Origin of the sequence: Corynebacterium sp. TAE3-ERU2, from assembly GCF_019209955.1 — a bacterium.
In the GTDB taxonomy this organism is placed as follows: Bacteria; Actinomycetota; Actinomycetes; order Mycobacteriales; family Mycobacteriaceae; genus Corynebacterium; species Corynebacterium megadyptis.
Genome location: NZ_JAHUTL010000003.1, coordinates 279,340 through 299,870, shown reverse-complemented (window position 1 = coordinate 299,870; position 20,531 = coordinate 279,340). Strand labels below are relative to the sequence as shown.

The following is a 20,531-nucleotide window of genomic DNA, read 5'->3' as shown; positions in this document are numbered from 1 at the left end:
GCCATGAATAGCGAACGCATTCTGGATGCCGTGCACGCTCGGCTCGCCGCCTCCGAGCAGCCCCAGCCCGAGGCCGCCGTGATCGCGGAGCTCATCCGCCAAGAAGCGGGGGTGATCTCTGATCGGGAAGTATTCACGCTGCTGCAGAAGCTGCGCCATGACTCCACTGGCGTCGGCATCCTCGAAGGGCTATGCAGCCTCGAGGGAGTCACCGATGTGGTGGTCAACGGGGTAGATCGCATCTATTTTGATCGCGGGCACGGCATGGAACACGCCGCGCTGAGCTTCGACTCGCCCGAGCAGATTCGCGCCCTAGCGACACGCCTGGCCGTTGCCTGTGGCCGCCGCCTCGATGATGCCCAGCCCTGTGCCGATGGGAAGCTGCGACGCGCCGACGGCAGCTCCATCAGGGTGCACGCCCTGCTGGATCCACCGAGCGATACCGGCCCGCTTATCAGTCTGCGCATGCTGCGCTCGGCGGCCGCCAGCCTCACGGAGTTAGAAGAACGCGGCACCATGCCGGCGGAGGTCACCGAGTTTTTACAAGCCATGATGGCGGCGCGGAAATCCTTTGTGGTGGTAGGCGGGACCGGTTCTGGGAAAACCACCATGCTCTCGGTCCTGCTCGCGGAGGTGGATCCGCGGGAGCGCATCATCTGTATCGAAGACACCGCCGAGCTATCACCGGCGCATCCGCATGTGGTGAATCTCGTGAGCATGGGAGCCAATGCGGAAGGCCGCGGGGAGATCACGCTCTCGCATCTGCTGCGCCAGGCGCTGCGCATGCGACCCGATCGCATTGTGGTGGGAGAGATCCGCGGCGCGGAGATCGTTGACCTACTGGCTGCGCTCAATACCGGCCACGAGGGCGGTGCTGGCACCCTCCACGCCAACTCGCTCAGCGAGGTGCCCGCCCGCATGGAGGCGTTGGCTGCCTTGGGTGGGATGTCGCGGGAGGCGCTGCACGCCCAGCTCACTGCCGCCGTGGAGATAGTGATCGCGATGCGGCGCACCGCCACGGGCCGGATCATCAGCCAAATCGGTGTGGTGCATTCCCAGCCTGTGCGCATCGAGGTGATCTGGGATGCGCGTCATCCGGCAGCTGATGGTCTCGCGATTGCGGAGAGTTGGCAGCCATGATCTCCATAGCACCACTGACTCCGCTCGCCCTCGCTGCGGCCCTGCTCTGCACCACAGGTGCGTGCCCGCGGCAGCGCATCGGCCACCGCGCCCGACGGCGGCGCGGCGGCGCCGGCTGGGTGTGGATAGCGATCGCCGTGGTGGCCATCATCTGTGTGCTCGGGGCGGTGGCTCTCACCTGCGCCGCACTCGTGGTGGTGGCCACGATCGGCTATGTCGTGCGCGATATGCACCGCCGTCGCCGGCAGCAGCGCGCCGCCGCGGCCGCCGGCCAGTGCGCCGGGGTGCTGGCGGCGAGTATCCGCGCCGGGGCAAGCCTGCACCACGCCCTAGCGACCGCCGCTGAGACCGCCGCTGCCACCCCTATCGCGCAGCCCCTAGCCGCCGCCGTGAACCGCGCCCGCAGTGGCCGTAGCCCCGCCCCCGCGCTCAGCGGCGCCACCGAGATTCCCGAGCTGGCGCGCATTGGGGCGCTCTGGCAGCTCAGCGAGCAGCACGGCATCGGATTGGTGGCACTGCTGGAGCGCACCCAGCAGCAACTCGATCAGGCACAGCGCCATGACAGCACTGTGCAGGCCGCACTCCAAGGGCCGATGGCTACCGCCGTGCTCCTGAGTGTGCTGCCTGCACTCGGGGTGGGGCTGGGCAGCCTGATGGGCGCAGCGCCGCTGGCCTTTCTCAGCGGCACCACCTTCGGCGGAGTGCTCCTCATGCTCGGCACCGCACTGATGTGCAGCGGTGTCCTCTGGACATATTCGATCATCAACACCGCACGGGGGAGCTAAACCACCATGACATTCCTCTTTCTCGCCCTCGCCCTGCTCGCCTATCCCCAGCCCACAGCACGCACCCGACTGGGCACCGATCCCAGCTCGAGAACTCGCCGCCCCCGCGATGATCCGGTGGTCAGGCCGCAGGATCGCGCCGCAGACATTGAGCTTCTTGCGGCCTGTATCAGCGGCGGTATGTCCCATGCCGCTGCCGTGAGCGCCGTGGCCACCGTGGCCGCGCCCGCAGACCGGCAGCTATGGGACACCGTGGCAGCCCTGCTCCGACTGGGTTGCAGCGCCGAGAAATCCTGGCAGCCCTTCCTGCACCACTCCGTGTTCGCTCCCGTCGCCGAACTGGCGGTGCTGAGCAGCCGCGGGGGAACCTCTATTGCCAGCGGGCTCGACAGGATCGCCGCCTCGGTGCGGCACACAGCAGAAAACAACCAGCGCGCCGCCGCTGAGCGCGCCGGAGTGCTCATCGCCATCCCCCTCGCTGTGTGTTTCCTTCCGGCCTTTCTCATTCTGGGACTCATTCCCATCATCGTTGATATCGCCAGCACCCTGTTTTAAACCCACACCACCACTTAAAGGAGTCACCATCATGAACAGCATCTATCACCTCATCCAGGCCCGTCTTGCCCAGCTCCACCGCGAGGAAGAGGGAATGAGCACCATCGAATACGCCATGGGCAGCCTCGCGGCTGCCGCGCTTGCCGGGGTGTTATTCCTCGTCATCAATTCCGGAGCGGTCTCGGACGCGATTGAATCCATCATCACCGATGCGCTGTCGAATTCCCCGAGCTAGCCGCCGGCTCCTCGCGGCGGAGGAGGGCTCCGTCACCATCGAGGCCGCCCTCGGGCTGGCCTCGCTGGTGGTGGTGTTTGCCCTCACGATTAGTGGCGTCGTGGCACTGGCGGCGTATCTTGCGGCCATCGATACCGCAGGGGCCGCGGCCCGTGCCGCCGCTATCGGCGAGAGTTTCATACCGCCCCGAGGAAGCGTGCAGATCACCTCCAGCAACGGTGTCATGGAGGCCACTGCGGCCATGTCCTCGCCTGTCGGCACCCTGCATGCCACCGCCCGCTTTCCGGTGGAATACACCGCCGGCGGCGTACCTGGGGATAGCTGATGTGGCGCGATGAACGCGGCTACGCCACTGTCCTGCTGGTGGCCATGATCGCCGTGCTGTGCAGCATCGTGGCGGGCATGGCCACCGTGGGCAGCCTGCTCATCGCCCGGCATCAGGCCCAGCTGGCTGCCGATATGGCGGCCGTGGCGGGTGCCTATGCCCATAGCGACGGCCACGATGGGTGCCGTATGGCAGAAGAGGTGGCGCGGCACAATAGTGCAGCTCTCGGCTCCTGCGCAGTCGATGGTGCCGATATCATCGTCCAGACTGTCGTGCGTGGCCGAGAGGCTGTGGCCCGCGCCGGGCCTCTTTAGTCACCTGCAGCGCCGGTCATGCTCACCAACGCCCCCAACACAGCGATAGCTGCATCCTTATCCAGGGGTTGGTTGCCATTGCCGCACTTGGGCGACTGCACACACGAGGGGCAGCCCTCGGCGCAGGAACAGGAGCGCACCGCTTCAAAGGTGGCGCTGATCCATTCGGGGAAACGGCGAAAGCCAGTATCGGCGAAGCCCGCCCCGCCCTCGTGGCCGTCATAAACAAATACCGTGGGAAGCCCAGTATCGGGATGCTCCATCGTGGATACCCCGCCGATATCCCAGCGGTCGCAGGTAGCCAGCAGCGGCAGGATGCCGATGGCCGCGTGCTCGGCCGCGTGCAATGCCCCCGGGGCCTCCGCCGCGGAGACCTTCAGCTGCTGCAGAATCGCGGGATCCAGGGTGTAGGACACGGCGCGGGTGCGCAGCACCTGGGGAGACATCTCCAAAGGAATCTCCTCCAGCGGTTGGCCGTTGGTATAGCGCTTCACATAGCCCACCACTTGCTTCGTCACCTCCACCTCGAGGTTGGCCACCCAGAGTCCAGGCGCATAATTCACCAGCGCCTCCTCCTCTGGTGCGGCAAGGATCCGCAAGGTGGTGGAGCTGCGGGAAAAGGTGGAGTACGGGGGCTGTTCGGGGTGGACGAGGGCGAGATTCTCTGCCACATCGAGCTCATCCACCACGAAGCTTTCTCCCTGGTGCAGATACACCGCACCGGGAAAGACCTGGGCTTGGGCGCGCGCGGGGTCCACGGTGCCGAGCATGCGGCCGTCGGTGGAATCGACGATGAGCACCTCGCCACCGTCGTTGCCGCGCAGTGCCACCTGGCTGTGAATGGTGTCTACCTGCCGTGGATCGGCGGGGTAGTAGTGGCCATGGCGGTGGCGCAGCAGCTGATCCTCTACCAGCTGGGGCAGGACCTGCCCCGCGCCCAAGGCGTCGATATCCGCCAAGTTCAACGGCTTTTCTGCGGCCGCGCAGAGCACATGTTCGCTCACCACATAGGGGTTGGTGGGATCAAAGACGTGTTCTTCCAAGGGGCGCTCGAGCAGGGCCTCGGGGTGGCGGATGAGGTAGGTGTCCATGGGGTCGCTGCGGGCGACCAGCACATAGAGCGAGCCTTGGCCGCGGCGCCCCGCACGTCCGGCCTGCTGCCACATCGAGGCCACGGTGCCGGGAAAGCCGGCAGAGACCACCGCATCAATACCTCCGATATCGATGCCCAGCTCGAGGGCATTGGTGGTGGCCACGCCCAGCAGCTCCCCCTCGTCGAGGGCCCGTTCGAGGGCGTGGCGATCCTCGCGGGTATAGCCGGCGCGATAGCTGGCAATCCGGCGGGCATAGTCGCGGTGACCGGCGTGAATGAGCTCTTCGGCGCAGCGTAGCGCCACGGTTTCCGCAGTGTGGCGGGAGCGCACAAAGGTCAGGGTGCGAGCACCTTCGGCGAGCAGCAGCGCCATCACATCGGCGGCCTCGGTACTGGCGGCTCGCCGCTGGGGCGGTTGCCGCTCATCCTCACTCGGGAGAAGGGAGGGCTCGAGGAGCATGATGGTCTGTTCGCCCGCAGGCGCGCTATCGCGCTCCACGCTGGTGATATCGAAGTCGGGGACATCGATGAGCCTGCTGGCGTGTGCCGCTGGGTCGCGGGAGGTGGCCGAGGCCAGCACGAAGGTGGGGTGCCCGCCGTAGTGGGCGCAGAGCCGGCGGAGCCGTCGCAGGACTAGCGCCACGTGGGCGCCGAACATCCCGCGATAGACGTGGGCCTCGTCGATCACCACATAGCGCAGGTTGCGCAGCAGCCGGGTCCAGGAGCCGTGGGCGGCCAGAATGGAAGCGTGCAGCATGTCGGGGGTGCTAAACACGAAGCGAGAGGCGTCGCGGATGGGGCGGCGCGCGTCGATGGGGGTGTCGCCGTCATAGGGGTGCGGGGCGACGTCGTGAAGCGCAGAAATGGTGGAACACAGCCGCGCTACGGTGTGGAGTTGGTCATTGCCTAGGGCCTTGGTGGGGGTGATGTAGAGCGCGCAGGCGCGGTCATCGGCGGCGAGGGCGCTGAGGATGGGCAGCAGGTAGCCGAGGGATTTTCCCGAGGAGGTGCCGGTGGAGATGATGGTATCGCGGCCGGCATGGACCGCTTCGGCGCATTCCACCTGGTGGGCATAGGGGCGGGTGATGCCCTCGTGTTCGAGGTGGGTGCGCAGCTCTGGCAGCACCCAGTCGGGCCAGTCTTGGTAGGCGGCGGGTCGGCTCGGGCGGGTGCCGATGAACGTGGGGGTGGCGGTGGGGAGCGCAGTGCTGATGATGGTGGTGAGTTCGGCACCAAAAGAGGACATAACTGCGCCACTTTCTGTTGGTTTTGTGTGCTTATAAAAAATAGTATTAGCGCGTTGAGCTGCGGAAAGGCAGTAATTTTCAAATATAGACTATCCCTTTGCTGAAAAACATGACACACTGGGACTCGGTCGGACGTTTTCTGATAGCTGAAAAGCATCAGATGTGACCAGCCCACTGAGTGGGCACACAGAGGAATCGAAGAGTTTGTAAGCGCCACATAGAGCGCCACACCACGTTGTGAACAATCCGGTGAATAAGACGCCCTCCCGGCATGGCTCGTGCAATAGGAGCCAGGTCGTATCGCACTTCAAGAAAAAGATTTGAGTTAGTTTTTATGGCACAGGGAACTGTGAAATGGTTCAACGCGGAAAAGGGCTTTGGTTTCATCGCCCCTGAGGACGGCTCTGAAGACGTCTTCGTCCACTACTCCGAGATTCAGGGTGGCGGTTTCCGTACTCTCGAGGAGAACCAAAAGGTTGAGTTCGAAATTGGCGAGGGTGCTAAGGGGCCGCAGGCCCAGGCAGTAACTGCCCTCTAAACCTCCTTGCGTGTCGGCCTTCGGGTCGATCTGCTTGAAGCCCAGCGTGTAATGCGCTGGGCTTTTGTGGTGCGTGCGGGGTGTGTGCGGGGTGTGTGCGGGAACAGCTGCCGCTGTCACCGCGCCCCCGCGATCGCCTGCTGGCCTGCGCTTGTGCCAGCGCATGGCGTCCCCCGTTGCTGGTACCCCAGATAGCACCGTGGAAGACCCATATATTACTGTGTACGCTAAATGACCACAGATAAAGAAGATGGGTACTGGTGCAGATGTGTCTGCGCGGTGACGCGTGGAATGTGACTAGTGTTCATCGTGGTCGGATCGTGCGGTAGCGCGAGTGTCCTGGACGCTCCCGCGGCAGGAAGTGACCGCTTCATGCACACCACCGCCCACCTCACTAACCATCTTGAGATAGCTCCAATACACGTGAGCAGCAGCCGCGAGTACCGCTGAGACGGCACCGTGGCTGCACCACGCGAGGAAAGGTAACCGTGGCTGAAGGAACGAAGCGCCTAGTGATTGTCGAGTCGGCGACCAAGGCGAGGAAGATCCAGCCGTATTTGGGCGATGACTACATCGTCGAAGCATCGGTGGGGCACATTCGTGACCTCCCGCGTGGTGCTGCGGACATCCCCGCGAAGTACAAGAAGGAGTCGTGGGCTCGGCTGGGCGTGGATGTGAACAACGAGTTCGCGCCGCTCTACTTGGTGAGCCCCGATAAGAAGAAAAAGGTCGCCGATCTTAAAAAGAAGCTGAAGCAGGTAGACGAGCTCTACCTGGCCACAGACCCCGACCGCGAGGGCGAGGCCATCGCGTGGCATCTGCTCGAGGTGCTGAAGCCGAAGATCCCCGTGCGCCGCATGGTGTTCAACGAGATCACCAAGCCCGCCATCGTGGCCGCCGCGGAAAATACCCGCGAGCTGGACATGAATCTGGTGGATGCCCAAGAGACCCGCCGTATCCTCGATCGCCTCTATGGCTACGAGATCTCGCCGGTGCTGTGGAAGAAGGTGATGCCGCGGCTGTCCGCAGGCCGCGTGCAATCGGTGGCCACCCGCGTGATTGTTGAGCGCGAGCGCGAGCGCATGGCCTTTGTCTCGGCCGAGTACTGGGATCTGGTGGCGGAGGTGGCCGCGCAGAACGCGAAGGCCGATGAGCCGCGGGATTTCCAGGCGAAGCTCACCGGGGTGGAGGGCAAGCGCATCGCCCAAGGCCGCGACTTCAACGATGCGGGCGTGCTGCGCAAGCCGGATGATGTTGTGGTGGTGGATAAGTCCACCGCCGAGGCCCTCGAGGAGGGCCTGAAGGGCCAGCCCTTGCGGGTGAGCGCGGTGGAGGAAAAGCCCTATACCCGTAAGCCCTATCCGCCGTTTATGACCTCCACGCTGCAGCAGGAGGCCGGGCGCAAGCTGCATTACACCTCGGAGCGGACGATGCGCATCGCGCAGCGCCTCTACGAAAACGGTCATATCACCTATATGCGTACCGACTCCACCACGCTGTCGCGCGCCGGCCAGGAGGCGGCTCGGGTGCAGGCCCGGGAACTCTATGGCGAGAGCTATGTGCCCTCCAGCCCGCGCCAGTACTCCCGCAAGGTGAAGAACTCCCAGGAGGCGCACGAGGCGATTCGCCCCGCCGGCGAGTCTTTTGCCACCCCGGCCTCCCTGTCGGGCCAGTTGGATGCCGAGGAGTTCAAGCTTTATGAGCTGATTTGGCAGCGCACCGTGGCCTCCCAGATGGCGGATGCCAAGGGCACCTCCATGAAGGTGAGCATCGCGGGCACCGCCCAGTTGTCCTCTGGGGATCAAGAGGTGGAGTTCTCCGCCACCGGTCGCTCGATCACCTTCCCCGGCTTTTTGAAGGCCTATGTGGAGACCTCGCGTCTCGCCGATGGTCGCAATGTTGCCGATAATGCCGAGAAGCGGCTGCCGCGTCTCAGCTCCGGGGATGAGCTGCGCACCAAGGATGTGCACGCGGAAAGCCATGCCACCAATCCTCCGGCCCGCTACACCGAGGCGAGCTTGGTGAAGAAGATGGAAGACCTCGGTATTGGTCGCCCGTCCACCTATGCCTCGATTATCAAGACCATTCAGGATCGCGGCTATGTCTTCCCCCGCGGCAATGCGCTGGTGCCCTCGTGGGTGGCCTTTGCCGTCGTGGGGCTGATGGAGTCCAACTTCTCGGCATTGGTGGATTATGACTTCACCTCCTCCATGGAGGATGAGCTCGACGATATCGCCGTGGGTAATGAGGATGGCCACCACTGGCTGAGCGATTTCTACTTTGGCAACAAGGCCGCATCCGAGAACACGGCGGAGTCGATCGCGCGTTCCGGTGGGCTGAAGTCGCTTATCGACGACAACCTGGAGAGCATCGACGCTCGCTCCGTTAATTCCCTGACCCTCTTTGATGACGATCAGGGGCGCCCCATCGTGGTGCGCGTGGGCCGCTATGGCCCCTATCTGGAGCGCGTTGTCGGTACCCAATCCGATGGCAGCCCCGAGTACCAGCGGGCGAACCTGCCGGATTCCACCACCCCCGATGAGATCACTCTCGAGGCCGCAGAAAAGCTCTTCGCCACCCCGCAGGGCGGCCGTGAGCTGGGCCGAAACCCAGAGAATGGTCGCATGGTGGTGGCCAAGGAGGGCCGCTATGGGCCCTATGTGACGGAGCTGGTGACCAACGATGAGGAAAGCCACATCCTCGAGGTAGCGGAGCAGATCATCGCCGAGGAGCGTGCGGCCGAGGACGCCGAGCGCGCCAAGGAGGGCAAGCGCGCCAAGAATTGGGAGACCAAGACTGCGGCGAAGCAGAAGGAAAAGCGGATCCGCGAGATCATCGACGAGCGCCTCAAGCCCGGCACGGCCTCGCTGTTTAGCTCGATGGAGCCGGCCACGGTGACCCTCGACGAAGCCCTGAAGCTGCTGTCCTTGCCGCGCGAAGTGGGCGTGGACCCGGCCGATAATGAGCTCATCACCGCCCAAAATGGCCGCTATGGCCCCTATCTGAAGAAGGGCAATGACTCCCGTTCGCTGGGCGATGAAGAGCACATCTTCAGCATCACTCTCGAGGAGGCGCGCCGCATCTATGCCGAGCCGAAGCGCCGCGGCCGGGCCGCCGCCAAGCCGCCGCTGAAGCAGCTGGGCGATAACGATGTCTCGGGCAAGCCCATGTCCGTCAAGGACGGCCGTTTCGGACCCTATGTCACCGATGGCACCACCAATGCCTCGCTGCGCAAGGGCGATACCCCAGAAACCATGACGGATGCTCGCGCCTGCGAGCTGCTCTCTGAGCGGCGCGCGAAGGAAGCGGAGAACCCCAAGGCCTCGAAGTCCGCTAAGAAGTCGCGGAAGAAGGCGAGCAAGAAAGCCAGCAAGAAGGCCACGAAGAAGAGCAGCAAGAAGTCGGTGAAGCGCACCACCAAGAACGTGGTGAAGGCCGGATCGCGGCGGCGTTCGACGAAGTAATGGCTGCAGGCGTGGTGCGGGTGACGGCCGTGGTGGTGCGGGATGAGCACGGCCACGTGCTCGCCGTGCGTAAGCGCGGCACCACCCGGTTCATGCAGCCCGGCGGGAAACCGGAGCCGGGCGAAAGCCCCACAGACACCGGCATTCGGGAATTGCGCGAAGAGATCGGGCTCGTGCTTAAGCCAGAGGAGCTGGACTCGCTCGGGCATTTCGAGGCCCCAGCCGCCAATGAGTCGGGCTGGGTGGTCTCGGCTGATGTCTTTGTGTGCACCCGTCTGCTCAGCGCGGCCGAGGCCGCGGCCATCGCGCCCGCCGCTGAGATCGAGGAGCTGCTGTGGATGGATCCGCAGCGGCTATCCGACTATGGCGTGGAGTGCGCCCCACTGATGGTGCGGGAGATTCTGCCGCGCCTCGGCGCCTAGGAGCGCTCCGCCAAGGTGGGGCGGATGGGGCGCGCCAATTGCGTCATCTCTTGGCGCCCGCGCAGCTCCACGGACTTCAACACGGTCCAGCGGGCCTGCTCGGCCTCGTTGGCGTCGCGCAGCGTGGAGGCGGAGGTCAGGGTCTTGCCGGGGGTGTCCTTGGCGAGTTCGGTGAGGCGGGCGGCCTGGTTTACCGCATCACCAATCACGGTGTACTCGAAGCGGTCATGGCCGCCGATATGCCCGGCCACCACGTGTCCGGTTGCGACACCGATACCGCATTCCAGCTGGCTGTCCTTGAGCCGGCGCTGCAGATCGCGGGCCGTGGCTAGGGCGGCACCGGTGGAATCGGACAGCGATACCGGCGCCCCGAACACGGCCAAGGCGGCGTCTCCCTGGAACTTATTGATGATGCCGCGGTGCTCATGCACCGATTCCACCACGTGCTCGAAAAACTCGTTGAGCACGGTGACCACTTCCTCGGGGGTGTGGTGCACGGCGAAGGTGGTGGAGCCAATAACGTCCACGAAGAGCACCGCCACCTTGCGGTCCTCGCCGCCCAAGGTGGGCCGTTCCTCGAGAGCACGGCTGGCGACCTCGGCGCCGACATAGCGGCCGAAGATATCGCGCACCCGTTGGCGCTCGCGCAGCCCGCGCATCATTTCATTGAAACCGGCTTGGAGCACACCCACCTCGGAGCCGTCGTAGATGTCCACGGCCACGTCCTTTTCGCCGCGGCGTACCCGGTTGATGGCGTCTTGTAGCTCCATGATGGGATCCACCACGCTCATGATCAGCAGGGTGGTCACGAGCAGCCCGGTGATGAGCGCCAGGACGCAGAGCGCCAGAATGGCGGGCAGAATATCGGCGGGATCGGTGGTGAAATATCCCACCGATTGTCCCGTGAGCAGCAAGATGATGCCGACGATGGGCATGGCGGTGGTGGCCAGCCAGGTCAGCCGCATGCGATGCGACACGGGCGGCTCGAGGGTGGAATCTTCGAAGCGCCGGGCCAGCGCTTGGGTGGCCACGGGACGCACAAGGCGCTGCGCCTCGAAATAGGTGAGCAGCACAACCGCGGAGCCGCCAAGGAAGGTGGCGAAGAAGATCACCGCGGCGAAACGCCCCGAGACACTGCTGGCGACGATGGTGAGAATCGCGATACCGATCAGCCACACCACGCCCGCAATAATTGCCTGGTAGACGGGGATGCGCATCACCAGATTGCGCACCATATTGCGGTCATGTTCATCGGGGTGGCGCTGCCACATCAGTACCGGTTTGAAGAGATAGTAGGTGGCGATGGCACCCACGATCATGGCGAAGAACACGTAGAAGATGCCGATGGAGGCGACGTCGAAACGCGACTGGCCAAAGTTCGTGCCCTCAGGCAGCGGGATGAGGTAGTGGATGAACGCCATGATGGCCACGGCACCCAAAAGGTTCGACCCGAGAACAGTGGCGCCATAGAGCGGCCACGCAGTTCCCCAGAGCCATGTCAGTGCCCGTGCCAATCGATTCATAGTCATTACTTTAATCAGTTGATCTCCGTTTCGGTGAGCTACGCTAGTTTGTCGTGAGCTCCGAAGTATTCAACCGCCTCGCTGGGGCGACGAGCGTGGCACGGGCGCTTGTCGACGCCGCCTCGCACCCCGAGCACATGACCCATGCGTGGCTCCTCACTGGCCCACCCGGATCTGGACGATCAGTGGCCGCGCGAGCTTTTGCCGCCGCGCTCGTCTGTGACACCCCCGGCGGCTATGGCTGTGGGCAGTGCGAGGGCTGCCGGATGGTATTCGCCGATACCCACCCCGATGTGTTCCACCTCGTGCCCGAGGGCGTGGTGATCCCCGTGGCCCAGGTCCGCGACCGCATCATCCCGCTGGCCAATACCTCGCCCACCCACGGGCGGTGGCGCGTGATCATCATCGAAGACGCCGACCGGCTCGGATCGGAGTCCTCCAATGCCTTGCTGAAGACTGTGGAGGAGCCGCCGGAGCGCACCGTCATGATCTTCTGCGCGCCCTCCACCGACCCCGAGGACTTCTCGGTGACGCTGCGCTCGCGCTGCCGCCACCTCTATATCCCCATGCCCAGCCCCGAGGACGTGGCCGAGCTACTGATGAGGGAAGGGGTGGCCAACGAGCAGGCCGCGCACCTGGCGGCGGCAGCCTCCAGCGGGCACATCGGCCGCGCCCGGCACCTCGCCACCGACACCCAGGCGCAGAAACGACGGGCACGAGTGCTGCAGCTCGCGGAACTCGTCAACCACGGCTCCAGTGCCTTCCAAGACGTGGCGGCGCTGGTGAAAGTGATCGAAGACGAAACCGAGAGCACCCTCGCCGCCCACAATGAAAAGGAAACAGACGAGCTGAAGCAGTCCCTCGGCATGGGCTCGCGGGGCAAGGGCACCGCCGCGGCGCTGCGGGGCAGCAGGGGTGAGCTGAAAGAGCTCGAAAAGCAGCAGAAGCGGCGCCGGACCCGCTCCACCCAGGATGCGCTCGATCTGGCTCTCACCGACCTCGCTGGACTGTATAGGGATGCGATCATTGTGGCGAGCGCGGCGTCGACAAGCCTGACGCACCCAGATTTTGCGGGGCTCTCGCGCGATCTCGCCGAACAGGTGGGGGTGGCGGGGCTGCTGCGCTGCATCGATGCGATTGCGGAATGCCGGGAGATGCTGACATTTAATGTTCGCCCCACGGTGGCGTTGGATGCGATGATCGGGAAATTCCGGCTGGCGTATGGGGTGGAGCAGTAGCCGACGGGCGGATTTAGGAATGTGCGCTGTGGTGCGCTACACTTCCAGTCGGTAATGGCGACGCCTCTGGCGTCGTGATACCGGCCGCCTTAGCTCAGTCGGTAGAGCATCTCACTCGTAATGAGAAGGTCGCGAGTTCGATTCTCGCAGGCGGCTCCACTGAAAAAGCAGGTCAGCCCCACTTTCTGGGAAAGGAAGGTGGGGCTTTTCCTTATGGCTGGTGGCTTTGATCTGCGGTGGTGGTCGTTTCTTGCCCCTCCTCCCAATCGCCCAAGGTCTGTCCTGTCTGCGTCTTCCACGCGATCCGCCCATTCGTGGATGCCCAGCCATTGACGATGGCCCCGGCGGCGGAGGGGGAGGTGAACACGACGTCTTTTTGCAGCTGGACTAGATCCGGCGTGGGGCCGGGCGTGGAGGCCTCCACGATCGTCGCATGCTGGGCCTGGCGCTTGGCGAATTGTTTCCTCGTCGTATCGGACCAAGCGGGGTTGTCCTTCATGGTCGCGGGGATGATGGAGCCTGCCAAGAGAGTGAACTCGCCATCGATGAGCTGTGCCTGGGCGTCGGCCCCTTTTTGGTTTTTGATGTAGAAGACGGGGCTGTCCGAAGACTCAGCGGCTTCATCAGTCGGCGAAGCAGCGACCGGGGCAGTGGATCCCTCAGCGGCGGGGAGTGGGGTGGTGCGGCCCCGGAAGATATCGAAGCCGAGAACCGGCATGAGAATCCGTATCTGGGAGATGAAGTACTGCATGTCGGATTGATCAGCCTCGGGCAGGTCAGCTCCGCCGCTCGGGGTATCGGCGTTGTAAAGGGAGATCCGACCGATGGACTTGGCGAGTGTGATCAGCTCCGACTCGAGGTACCTCACGTGGGCCTTGGTGAGGTTCATGTCCTTGGAGGTGATGATGACGACGTCTTCCCAGAAGTCCTTGCGGGCGTTGTGATTCTCCAGCCGTTTGATGACATTGTCGCTCTCTCCGATATAGGCGGCCGGCTCACCGTCCTTATTAGTGCCGAAGAGGACGTACACGCCAGTTCTTTGGGCTTGCTTGCGGCTTTTGAGCCGAGCGAGGTCCTTGCGGCGTGCCCGGTGCATGTGCCCAGTCCAGTTGAGAATCTCGGCGGTCATCAACCCGCCGACGGTGCCGTCGACGAGGTAGAGCCGAACTTGCTTGCCATTCATCGAAACATCCTCCGATTTTTATCCCAGCCGGATTCGGTACAGGCTCTCCAGGGGCTCTGCCGGGGCTGGGGTTGCGTACAGATCTGTTGTATAAGCCTATCGGGACGCGAAGCGGAGCGGACTCTTCTCCACCAGTGACAAGAGCCGATTTGATGGAGTGCCCAGTGGACAGAGGGCCGAGCTGAGCACAATCGCTGTGGCACAGGCGCAGGGGTTGCCAGCTTAGACTGGAGATACGTGGTGTCCGTGTGGCGGTGGGGTCTGTGGAGGAGATGTCATGGCGGTATCGCAGAAAGCTCTGAGGGCTGCTCTCGCTGTTCTGGGCGCACCGGAGGAGGCTGTATCCCCAGAGACCGTGTGGGAGCAGACAGTCCGCTTTTACCCCGCATCGTGGAAGAAGAAGTGGCCGGTGGAACTTCCCCTACCGTGGTTCTTGGAGAGAAAGGAGCCGGCTCTTTCGGTGTCTCGGCAGAGGCTGTTCGAGATCGGGCAACCCGTGGAGACCGAAGAGGACGCCGTGAACTTCTACGTCGCTGTGTGCTCCTGGGGTGCTGGGACGAGTGCTCTGCAGATTTCTCGAAGTGTTCGTCCCCTCCACGAGCCCGGCGCGCCCGGCAGGCTCGTGGAGGGGATCACAGCTGCGTCGACAGTGCCGGCGGCCGAGGGCTATGCACTGTTCTATCGTTCGGGGCCGGCAAAGATTACAGGGTTGGGGCCTAGCTTCTTCACCAAGCTGCTGTACTTCGCTGCGGGGCAGCCTAGCCCGAGCGATACCCGGCACCCGCTCATTCTCGATAGGAGGGTGGCGCAGTCCCTGGGGTGGACGACAACGACAGGCTGGACACCTGCTGGCTACACCTCATATCTCGATGTGGTGGAGGCAGCGCATGAACGATGGCGGCCGGATCTTCCTACTGACGTCATCGAGTTCACCCTTTTCCACGGGCATGCTTCCGAGACTCCCCCGTCCATATAACCGGTGCAGCCCCACGGGTGTGGCGCGCCATCTCTTGCGGGGCTAGGCGGCGCCCGCGGGTGTTTCTTGGTGGGTGTCTTTTCGGCAGCTACTGTGTATGACACGCTACTAGGTTGGGCGAGGGGGCTATATGGCGGAATCGCAATTGCGCAAGGGAGCTATCGAGCTGGTTGTGCTTGGGTTGCTGCAGGAACGAGCATCCTATGGCGGCGAGGTGCTCGAGCGGCTGCGCGTGGAGGCGGGCCTCGAGGTCTCCTCCGGCACGGTCTATCCGCTGCTCGCTCGACTCCGCAAAACCGGAATGGTGGGCACCTCGTGGGAGGAGTCTCCTCTAGGGCCGCCGCGCAAAATCTATGAGCTCACTACTTCTGGGCGCACCCGCCTCGCGCGGCTGGCAGAGGAATGGGAGCAGCTCGCGGCGGCGGTGGCGGCAACAACACGGAAGGCATGAGTGGTCACAATGAACTGGTGGACTCTTGACGAGGATGGGCAGAGGCGCGTGTGTGGGCTGCCGGTGTCCTCGTTCTGGGCGGGGGATCGAGATGCGGTGCTCGATAACTTCGAGCCGGAAAATCCGCGTCTATGTGTGCCCCGCACCTTGGGGTTGGGCTGGGATCTCAACCTCGGGGCGGTGGCGGTGAAGGCGGGCTGGATTCGCCCCGATGATTCCTTGCCGGATCTCGCCGAGCATATTCCTGCTCGGTGGCGTCGCGTGCTGCAGCTCGGGCCGCGTATCGGCGGTGTTGGCGTGGCTGCTGGTGCCCTCGCGGTGGCGAGTCTCAAGACGGCGCCCGTCCAATGGTCGCTGGGTGGGCAGCCGAAGAAGTGGGGGCCGGGGATCGTGGCGGCGGCCCTGCCGGCGGGGATCGTCGGTGTCATCGCAATGCTGCCTTATGTGACGCAGCGTCGTGGCTCGGAGGCACCCCAGGAGGCAGATCTCTCGCAGGCGTTCTCGGTGGCCTCGCGGGCGGAGCTATGTGGCGCACAAGCCATGGCACTGCTGGCGCTGCATGCCACGTTCTGGTCGGCGCTGCGGCCCGAGCGACGCCAGATTGTGGGGGCAGCCGCGCCGTGGGCGTGGCCGGTGATCAGCGGTGGGCTCAAGATCGCGTGTGTGCGCAGCGCCTTGACGGCGCTCGATGCCCAGCTGCGGGCGGCGGACTGAGCAGGGCTGAGCGAGGCTGAGCTGGGCTGAGCGCTCGGCCATCCATCCTGCCCCGCGTCGGCAGTGCCGAATGACGCCTAGGATGGCCCTATGAGTACTACACACACATCACAATCCACCCCTGACTCCACCGATCGCGCTGCACAGCAGCGGCGCACAGTGCGCGAGCTCATTCGCTCGGCGCGTTTTGCCATGGTCACCACCACGGATAGCGCTGGCTCGCTGGTGTCTCGTCCCATGACTGTCCAGGCGGTCCGCGACAACGGCGAGATCGTATTTATCCTGCCCCAGGAGGGCGATGCCGCCCAGCAGGCAGATGGGGCGCAGGTGAATCTGGCCTTCAACGATGACATGTCTTTCGTCTCCGTGGCGGGAGTGGGCGAGATTTCCCACGACACCGAGCTACTCGCCGAGCTCTGGGGCCCGGGCACCGATGCTTTTTCGGAGGAGGGCGAGCACCCCGAGAACACCGACAAGGTGGTTCTGATCGTGCGTGGCGAGTCCGCCCAGTACTGGGAAAGCCCCTCGCGCCCCTCCCTGATGGTGCAGACCTTTGCCGGTCTCGTCTCCGATGAGCGCCCCTCGGGCGATAGCGGCACCGTCGAGCTGTAGATTTCTTCCCCCAACCCTAGGAGCACACCGCCTATGACCACTTATGATGTCATCGTTATTGGCGCCGGCGTGGCCGGTTTGGCCGCGGCCCGCGCCGTGCAGGACAACGGCCACAGCGTCATCGTTCTCGAGGCGAGCGATCGCCTTGGCGGCCGCATCACGACCGAGGAGGTCGATGGCTTCCTGGTCGACCGCGGCTTCCAAATCCTCAACCCCGCCTACCGGCACCTGCGGGCGAGCATCGACACCACACGGCTCGGGCTGCGTTCTTTCCCCCGCGCGCTCCGGGTGCGCACCGGCTCCGACCTAGTGGAGCTCAACGATCCCACGCGCCGGCCGCAGACGCTGCCCGCCGTGCTGAAATCTGGCTTGGTGGCCAAGGAGGATCTCGCCGCGTTGCGCCTGCTGAAGGGGATTCCCAGCGCCGATACCACGCGCGCCGAGGCCTTCGATAAGGCCGGTTTTAGTGGCGCTTTACGACGCCACGTTCTCGATCCTTTCCTCGCTGGCGTGGTGGCAGAACGAGAGGGCAGTACCTCCTTTAGGCACACCGCGTGGCTGCTGTCGATGTTCATGGCCGGCACTCCTGGCCTGCCGAGCGGCGGCATGCGCACCCTGCCGCGCATCATGGCTGAGGGCCTCGATGTGCGGTTGAACCAGCCGGTGAGCCGAATTGATACCACCACGGCCACCGTGTGGGTGGGAGAGACAGAGCTGCACGCGCGCAGCATTGTGCTCGCTGCTGGACTGGAGTCCTCGGCTGAGTTGATGGGTACTGATACCCCGGCGATGCATGGCACGCGCACCTTCTGGTTCGCCGCCGATGAGGCCCCCAGTGATAGCGCTGCGGTGCATATCGACGGGCGCGGCACCTCCGGAGAATATGGGCCTGTGACCACGACCTGCGTGCTAAGCCATGTCGCGCCCGAGTATGCGCCGGCCGGCCAGCATCTCATTGCCGCGCTGACGCTCAGCGACGATACCGAGCCGAGCGAGGAGGATACGCGCCGCCACCTGGGTGAGATCTACGGGGTGGACACCACCGCGTGGCGCTGTGTGGCCACCCACGATGTGCCCGATACTCTGCCCGCCGTGGCCCCTGGCGAGCCGGGCGGCGACCGCGCGCTACGGCACGAATTGGTGGTGGCCTGCGGCGATCAATTCGGCAATGCGTCCACAGATGGCGCTATCGCCTCCGGCCAGGCGGCCGCGGAGATCGTGGAGGATATTCTCGCCGCTCAGTAGTGCGGAGCGGCGGGCTCGTGGCGTCGATAAGCGGCGTCGCGAACCTACCCCCAGAAATAATAAAGGGATCCCACGCACCCGTCAGAGCTCGCTGACCCTTGCTGCATTCCTGCCCTGGGGGAGTTCACAAGATGGACGCCGCGTGGAATCCGTGTACCACTGTAGCAATAGCCAGCCGCGAGAAGCAATAAGGCAGGCGATCTCGGCGGGCGCTGGGGAGGCTGGCGCGCCGGGCTGCTGTTTGAGCGGCGAAAAGAGGGCGGCTGACAAGGCGTTTTTGGCTTTGTGGTCGAGTGTGTGTAGTGTATCTACCGAACAGAGGCGCTCTGCGCTTGTGTTTGGCATGGAGGATTCGACTAGCGGCCTATGTCACACGCCTGGAACGCGTGCGGGGTTCACGCCCCTCGTGGGTTCAAATCCCACATCCTCCGCCACTGACAAATCTCCCGACGCATCCTGATAGATGCGCCGGGAGATTTTTTTATGTCCTGCAGAGGGGCGGCGCGGTGCTTAAGCGAGCTCGCAGCGGTTGAATCTGTAGATTCCCCACAGGAACACCACGAGTACTAGGCCCAGTGAGCTCCCCACGGGAATCAGCCAGGCCCCTACCGCGTCTTGGCTCGAGATCTCAGTGCTCAGGCGCGACAGGCCCAGTGGGCTATAGGCGGCAATTCTGTCGAATGTTCCGCCGATTGCAATTAGAAGATAGAGCCCGACTCCGGCCAGTACTGGGGCTCCGATACCCGGTTTTAGTGTGGTGGCGAGGAGCTGGACTGCGCTGATGAGCGTCATTTCTAGGCCCCACACCAGGCTGGCAACGAGGACTGGGAGATAGGGGGCATCAGAAAATACCAGTGCGGTGCCTGCCCAGGTGACTGTCGCCCCGATGAACGCATAAGCAAAGATGGCGCACCACGTAGAGATAGCCCCCGTCGCTAGGTAGTAGGAGCGGCGCAGGTTCTTCGTCAGAATAAAAGGAATATCGCCGTTGCTGCTCAGCTGCGCGTATCCGAGTGCGTTGATGGTGAGCAGCCCGAGCGTGATGATTTGTGCCAGGTTTTTCATCCATCCTGCATAGGCGTGGTGCCACGATGGTTCAGGCATCGTGGCGGCAAGAAGCTCGGTCATCTCTGGCCCGGCCAGACTGCTCATGATCTCGGGCAGGTGCGAGCTCATCACGCCTTGGGTGCCTGCCATCGCCACGATGAGCGCGAGCATCACCCACGTGCTGGTTGAGCGCAGTAGCCGCACACCGTGGTAGCGCCATAGGGGTAGTAGCTGCTGAGACGCCATCACTGCTCCTCCTTTCCCTTGGTGAGGCGGGCGTAGAAGTGCTCGAGTCCCTGGTGTTGCGGTTCGATGCGTGACTGCGGGTCGATTGCGTGAATGGCTGCGGTGATGCGCTCGGCGTGCTCGGCGCGGGTGCTGAGGGCAAAGTGCGCCCGCGGCATCCCGCGTGATTCGAGGAGCTCGTCGATCTGCCCCTGGGCGAGAAGCCGGCCGCGATGGAGCACTCCAAGGTGGGTGGATACTTTTTCGACATCCGCCAGAATGTGGGAGGAAAACATGATGGTTGCGTGCCCTCTGAGCTCCTGAATGATCGCCAGTACGTCCGCCCGCCCCATGGGGTCCAGGGCGCTGGTGGGCTCATCCATGATCAGCAGGCTCGGTGCAGTAATCAGTGCCGCGGCGATCCCTAGCCGTTGCTTCATTCCCCTCGAAAACGCGCCGACTGTGCCCGGCGCATGTGTCAGCCCTACGAGTTCTAGTAGCTCAGAAGCTCTGTGCGACGCCACCTCCGAGGGCACATTATCGAGGCGGGCAAGGGTGATGAGGGCGTCTGTGGCGCCGAGCCACGGACTGAGCTGTGGCACATCGGGAAGATATGAGACCCCTCCTCGTGGTGTGGGCGGCAACGTGCCGCGAGGAGTGCCCAGCACTGTGGCTTGGCCGCTGCTGGCAGCGGCAAGGCCTAATAAGATCCGGATTGTGGTGGTCTTTCCGGCCCCATTCGCCCCGACGAAGCCATAGACAGCGCCCCGTGGTACCCGCAGCTCCACGTCCGTGAGCACGCGGTGGCTGCCATAGCTCTTGCACAGCTTCGTCGTCGTTATAGCCCATTCCATGGTGGTTTATTCCTTATACATACCGTCGATCACAGACGAGACGTCCGTGCCGCGGCCACGTGGTTGCTGTTTCTGGGCGCGATGGAAACGCTTTTGCTCAGCCATCGCCCGCTCTTCCCTGATGTGCATGATGAGGAACACAACAGGGCCGAGAAGCTGTCCCATAAGGATGATGGCTGTCCAGATCGAGCGAGGCAGCCCGGCGATACGCTCGCGCTTATCTTTCCAGAGCCGGAGCAGGGCCCACGCCATCGCGCCGAGCTGGCACACGATGAGAAGGGCGAGAAGGACCAGCAGGTACGTGGGCAGATCCTGCACAGCGTCGAATGTGTTCATGATGTCCTC

The 20,531-nt window shown here is 64.0% G+C and carries 21 protein-coding genes, 2 tRNA genes and 1 other RNA gene; 17 read left to right on the top strand and 7 right to left on the bottom strand.

The features are described 5' to 3' along the window. Nucleotides 1–3: 3 nt before the first annotated feature. Genes KRX12_RS06160 through KRX12_RS06135 form a run of 6 tightly spaced genes read left to right on the top strand, consistent with a single transcriptional unit; the run spans nt 4 to nt 3,354 of the window. Nucleotides 4–1,140: a TadA family conjugal transfer-associated ATPase gene (locus tag KRX12_RS06160; RefSeq protein ID WP_218366078.1), complete on the top strand. Its 1,137-nt coding sequence runs from the start codon at nt 4–6 to the stop codon at nt 1,138–1,140. Continuing rightward, nucleotides 1,137–1,925 (top strand): type II secretion system F family protein, encoded by a 789-nt coding sequence (locus tag KRX12_RS06155; protein ID WP_218366077.1) that lies wholly within the window; start codon nt 1,137–1,139, stop codon nt 1,923–1,925. Before KRX12_RS06160 ends, KRX12_RS06155 begins: the two co-directional genes overlap by 4 nt. 6 nt (nt 1,926–1,931) lie before the next feature. Continuing rightward, entirely contained in the window at nt 1,932–2,480 is a 549-nt protein-coding gene (locus KRX12_RS06150) for a type II secretion system F family protein (protein WP_218364940.1), read from the top strand. Nucleotides 2,481–2,511: 31 nt separating this feature from the next. Further along, nucleotides 2,512–2,715 carry a DUF4244 domain-containing protein gene (locus KRX12_RS06145; RefSeq protein WP_218366076.1) on the top strand — a complete coding sequence of 68 codons (204 nt, stop codon included), beginning with the start codon at nt 2,512–2,514 and terminating at the stop codon, nt 2,713–2,715. Beyond that, a complete protein-coding gene (locus KRX12_RS06140; protein WP_218366075.1) occupies nt 2,690–3,040 on the top strand; it encodes a hypothetical protein in 351 nt (116 codons plus the stop codon). The genes KRX12_RS06145 and KRX12_RS06140 overlap by 26 nt, the downstream gene beginning before the upstream one ends. After that, nucleotides 3,040–3,354 (top strand): Rv3654c family TadE-like protein, encoded by a 315-nt coding sequence (locus tag KRX12_RS06135; protein ID WP_218366074.1) that lies wholly within the window; start codon nt 3,040–3,042, stop codon nt 3,352–3,354. Before KRX12_RS06140 ends, KRX12_RS06135 begins: the two co-directional genes overlap by 1 nt. On the opposite strand, the gene KRX12_RS06130 is transcribed toward KRX12_RS06135, so the two are convergent. Beyond that, on the bottom strand, nt 3,351–5,693 hold the full coding sequence (locus KRX12_RS06130) for a DEAD/DEAH box helicase (RefSeq protein WP_218366073.1): 2,343 nt from the start codon (nt 5,691–5,693) through the stop codon (nt 3,351–3,353). The two genes, KRX12_RS06135 and KRX12_RS06130, sit on opposite strands and share 4 nt — an antisense overlap. A 335-nt stretch (nt 5,694–6,028) precedes the next feature. Here KRX12_RS06130 and KRX12_RS06125 point away from each other — a divergent pair, with 335 nt between their 5' ends. The 3 genes from KRX12_RS06125 to KRX12_RS06115 all read left to right on the top strand — a co-directional run bounded on the left by KRX12_RS06125 (nt 6,029) and on the right by KRX12_RS06115 (nt 10,118). Next, on the top strand, nt 6,029–6,232 hold the full coding sequence (locus KRX12_RS06125) for a cold-shock protein (RefSeq protein WP_018019572.1): 204 nt from the start codon (nt 6,029–6,031) through the stop codon (nt 6,230–6,232). Between the two features lie 488 nt (nt 6,233–6,720). After that, nucleotides 6,721–9,696 carry a type I DNA topoisomerase gene (gene topA / locus KRX12_RS06120; RefSeq protein ID WP_218366072.1) on the top strand — a complete coding sequence of 992 codons (2,976 nt, stop codon included), beginning with the start codon at nt 6,721–6,723 and terminating at the stop codon, nt 9,694–9,696. Then, nucleotides 9,696–10,118: an NUDIX domain-containing protein gene (locus KRX12_RS06115; protein ID WP_218366071.1), complete on the top strand. Its 423-nt coding sequence runs from the start codon at nt 9,696–9,698 to the stop codon at nt 10,116–10,118. The genes topA and KRX12_RS06115 overlap by 1 nt, the downstream gene beginning before the upstream one ends. Here KRX12_RS06115 and KRX12_RS06110 read toward each other — a convergent pair. After that, nucleotides 10,115–11,641 (bottom strand): adenylate/guanylate cyclase domain-containing protein, encoded by a 1,527-nt coding sequence (locus KRX12_RS06110; RefSeq protein ID WP_218364946.1) that lies wholly within the window; start codon nt 11,639–11,641, stop codon nt 10,115–10,117. The genes KRX12_RS06115 and KRX12_RS06110 overlap by 4 nt on opposite strands. A gap of 53 nt (nt 11,642–11,694) precedes the next feature. On the opposite strand from KRX12_RS06110, the gene KRX12_RS06105 reads away from it, so the two are divergent. After that, on the top strand, nt 11,695–12,879 hold the full coding sequence (locus tag KRX12_RS06105; protein ID WP_218364947.1) for a DNA polymerase III subunit delta': 1,185 nt from the start codon (nt 11,695–11,697) through the stop codon (nt 12,877–12,879). Between the two features lie 83 nt (nt 12,880–12,962). After that, a tRNA-Thr gene (locus KRX12_RS06100) sits at nt 12,963–13,038 on the top strand. 52 nt (nt 13,039–13,090) lie between these two features. Here the strand turns inward: KRX12_RS06100 and KRX12_RS06095 are convergent. Continuing rightward, the gene (locus KRX12_RS06095; protein ID WP_218366070.1) at nt 13,091–14,062 is read right to left on the bottom strand and encodes a GIY-YIG nuclease family protein; all 972 of its coding nucleotides are present in this window, start codon (nt 14,060–14,062) and stop codon (nt 13,091–13,093) included. Between the two features lie 277 nt (nt 14,063–14,339). On the opposite strand from KRX12_RS06095, the gene KRX12_RS06090 reads away from it, so the two are divergent. The 5 genes from KRX12_RS06090 (at nt 14,340) to KRX12_RS06070 (ending at nt 18,060) form a co-directional block, all read left to right on the top strand. Further along, nucleotides 14,340–15,038 (top strand): hypothetical protein, encoded by a 699-nt coding sequence (locus tag KRX12_RS06090; protein WP_218366069.1) that lies wholly within the window; start codon nt 14,340–14,342, stop codon nt 15,036–15,038. A 130-nt stretch (nt 15,039–15,168) separates the two neighbouring features. After that, the gene (locus KRX12_RS06085) at nt 15,169–15,489 is read left to right on the top strand and encodes a PadR family transcriptional regulator (RefSeq protein WP_218366068.1); all 321 of its coding nucleotides are present in this window, start codon (nt 15,169–15,171) and stop codon (nt 15,487–15,489) included. A gap of 9 nt (nt 15,490–15,498) precedes the next feature. Further along, entirely contained in the window at nt 15,499–16,203 is a 705-nt protein-coding gene (locus KRX12_RS06080; protein WP_218366067.1) for a DUF5808 domain-containing protein, read from the top strand. A 90-nt stretch (nt 16,204–16,293) separates the two neighbouring features. Next, on the top strand, nt 16,294–16,815 hold the full coding sequence (locus KRX12_RS06075) for a pyridoxamine 5'-phosphate oxidase family protein (protein WP_218366066.1): 522 nt from the start codon (nt 16,294–16,296) through the stop codon (nt 16,813–16,815). Nucleotides 16,816–16,848: 33 nt separating this feature from the next. Next, complete coding sequence (locus KRX12_RS06070) at nt 16,849–18,060, top strand: FAD-dependent oxidoreductase (RefSeq protein ID WP_218366065.1); 1,212 nt, start codon at nt 16,849–16,851, stop codon at nt 18,058–18,060. A gap of 59 nt (nt 18,061–18,119) precedes the next feature. Here the strand turns inward: KRX12_RS06070 and ffs are convergent. Continuing rightward, nucleotides 18,120–18,214: signal recognition particle sRNA small type (ffs, locus tag KRX12_RS06065), an RNA gene on the bottom strand. A gap of 191 nt (nt 18,215–18,405) precedes the next feature. On the opposite strand from ffs, the gene KRX12_RS06060 reads away from it, so the two are divergent. Beyond that, nucleotides 18,406–18,494, top strand: a tRNA-Ser gene (locus tag KRX12_RS06060). A 76-nt stretch (nt 18,495–18,570) separates the two neighbouring features. On the opposite strand, the gene KRX12_RS06055 is transcribed toward KRX12_RS06060, so the two are convergent. The 3 genes from KRX12_RS06055 to KRX12_RS06045 are packed head-to-tail and all read right to left on the bottom strand — an operon-like array spanning nt 18,571 to nt 20,522. Then, nucleotides 18,571–19,353, bottom strand: a complete 783-nt coding sequence (locus KRX12_RS06055) for an ABC transporter permease (RefSeq protein ID WP_218366064.1) — start codon at nt 19,351–19,353, stop codon at nt 18,571–18,573. Next, nucleotides 19,353–20,186 carry an ABC transporter ATP-binding protein gene (locus tag KRX12_RS06050; protein ID WP_218366063.1) on the bottom strand — a complete coding sequence of 278 codons (834 nt, stop codon included), beginning with the start codon at nt 20,184–20,186 and terminating at the stop codon, nt 19,353–19,355. The genes KRX12_RS06055 and KRX12_RS06050 overlap by 1 nt, the downstream gene beginning before the upstream one ends. Nucleotides 20,187–20,192: 6 nt before the next feature. Beyond that, on the bottom strand, nt 20,193–20,522 hold the full coding sequence (locus KRX12_RS06045) for a hypothetical protein (RefSeq protein WP_218366062.1): 330 nt from the start codon (nt 20,520–20,522) through the stop codon (nt 20,193–20,195). Between the last annotated feature and the right edge of the window lie 9 nt (nt 20,523–20,531).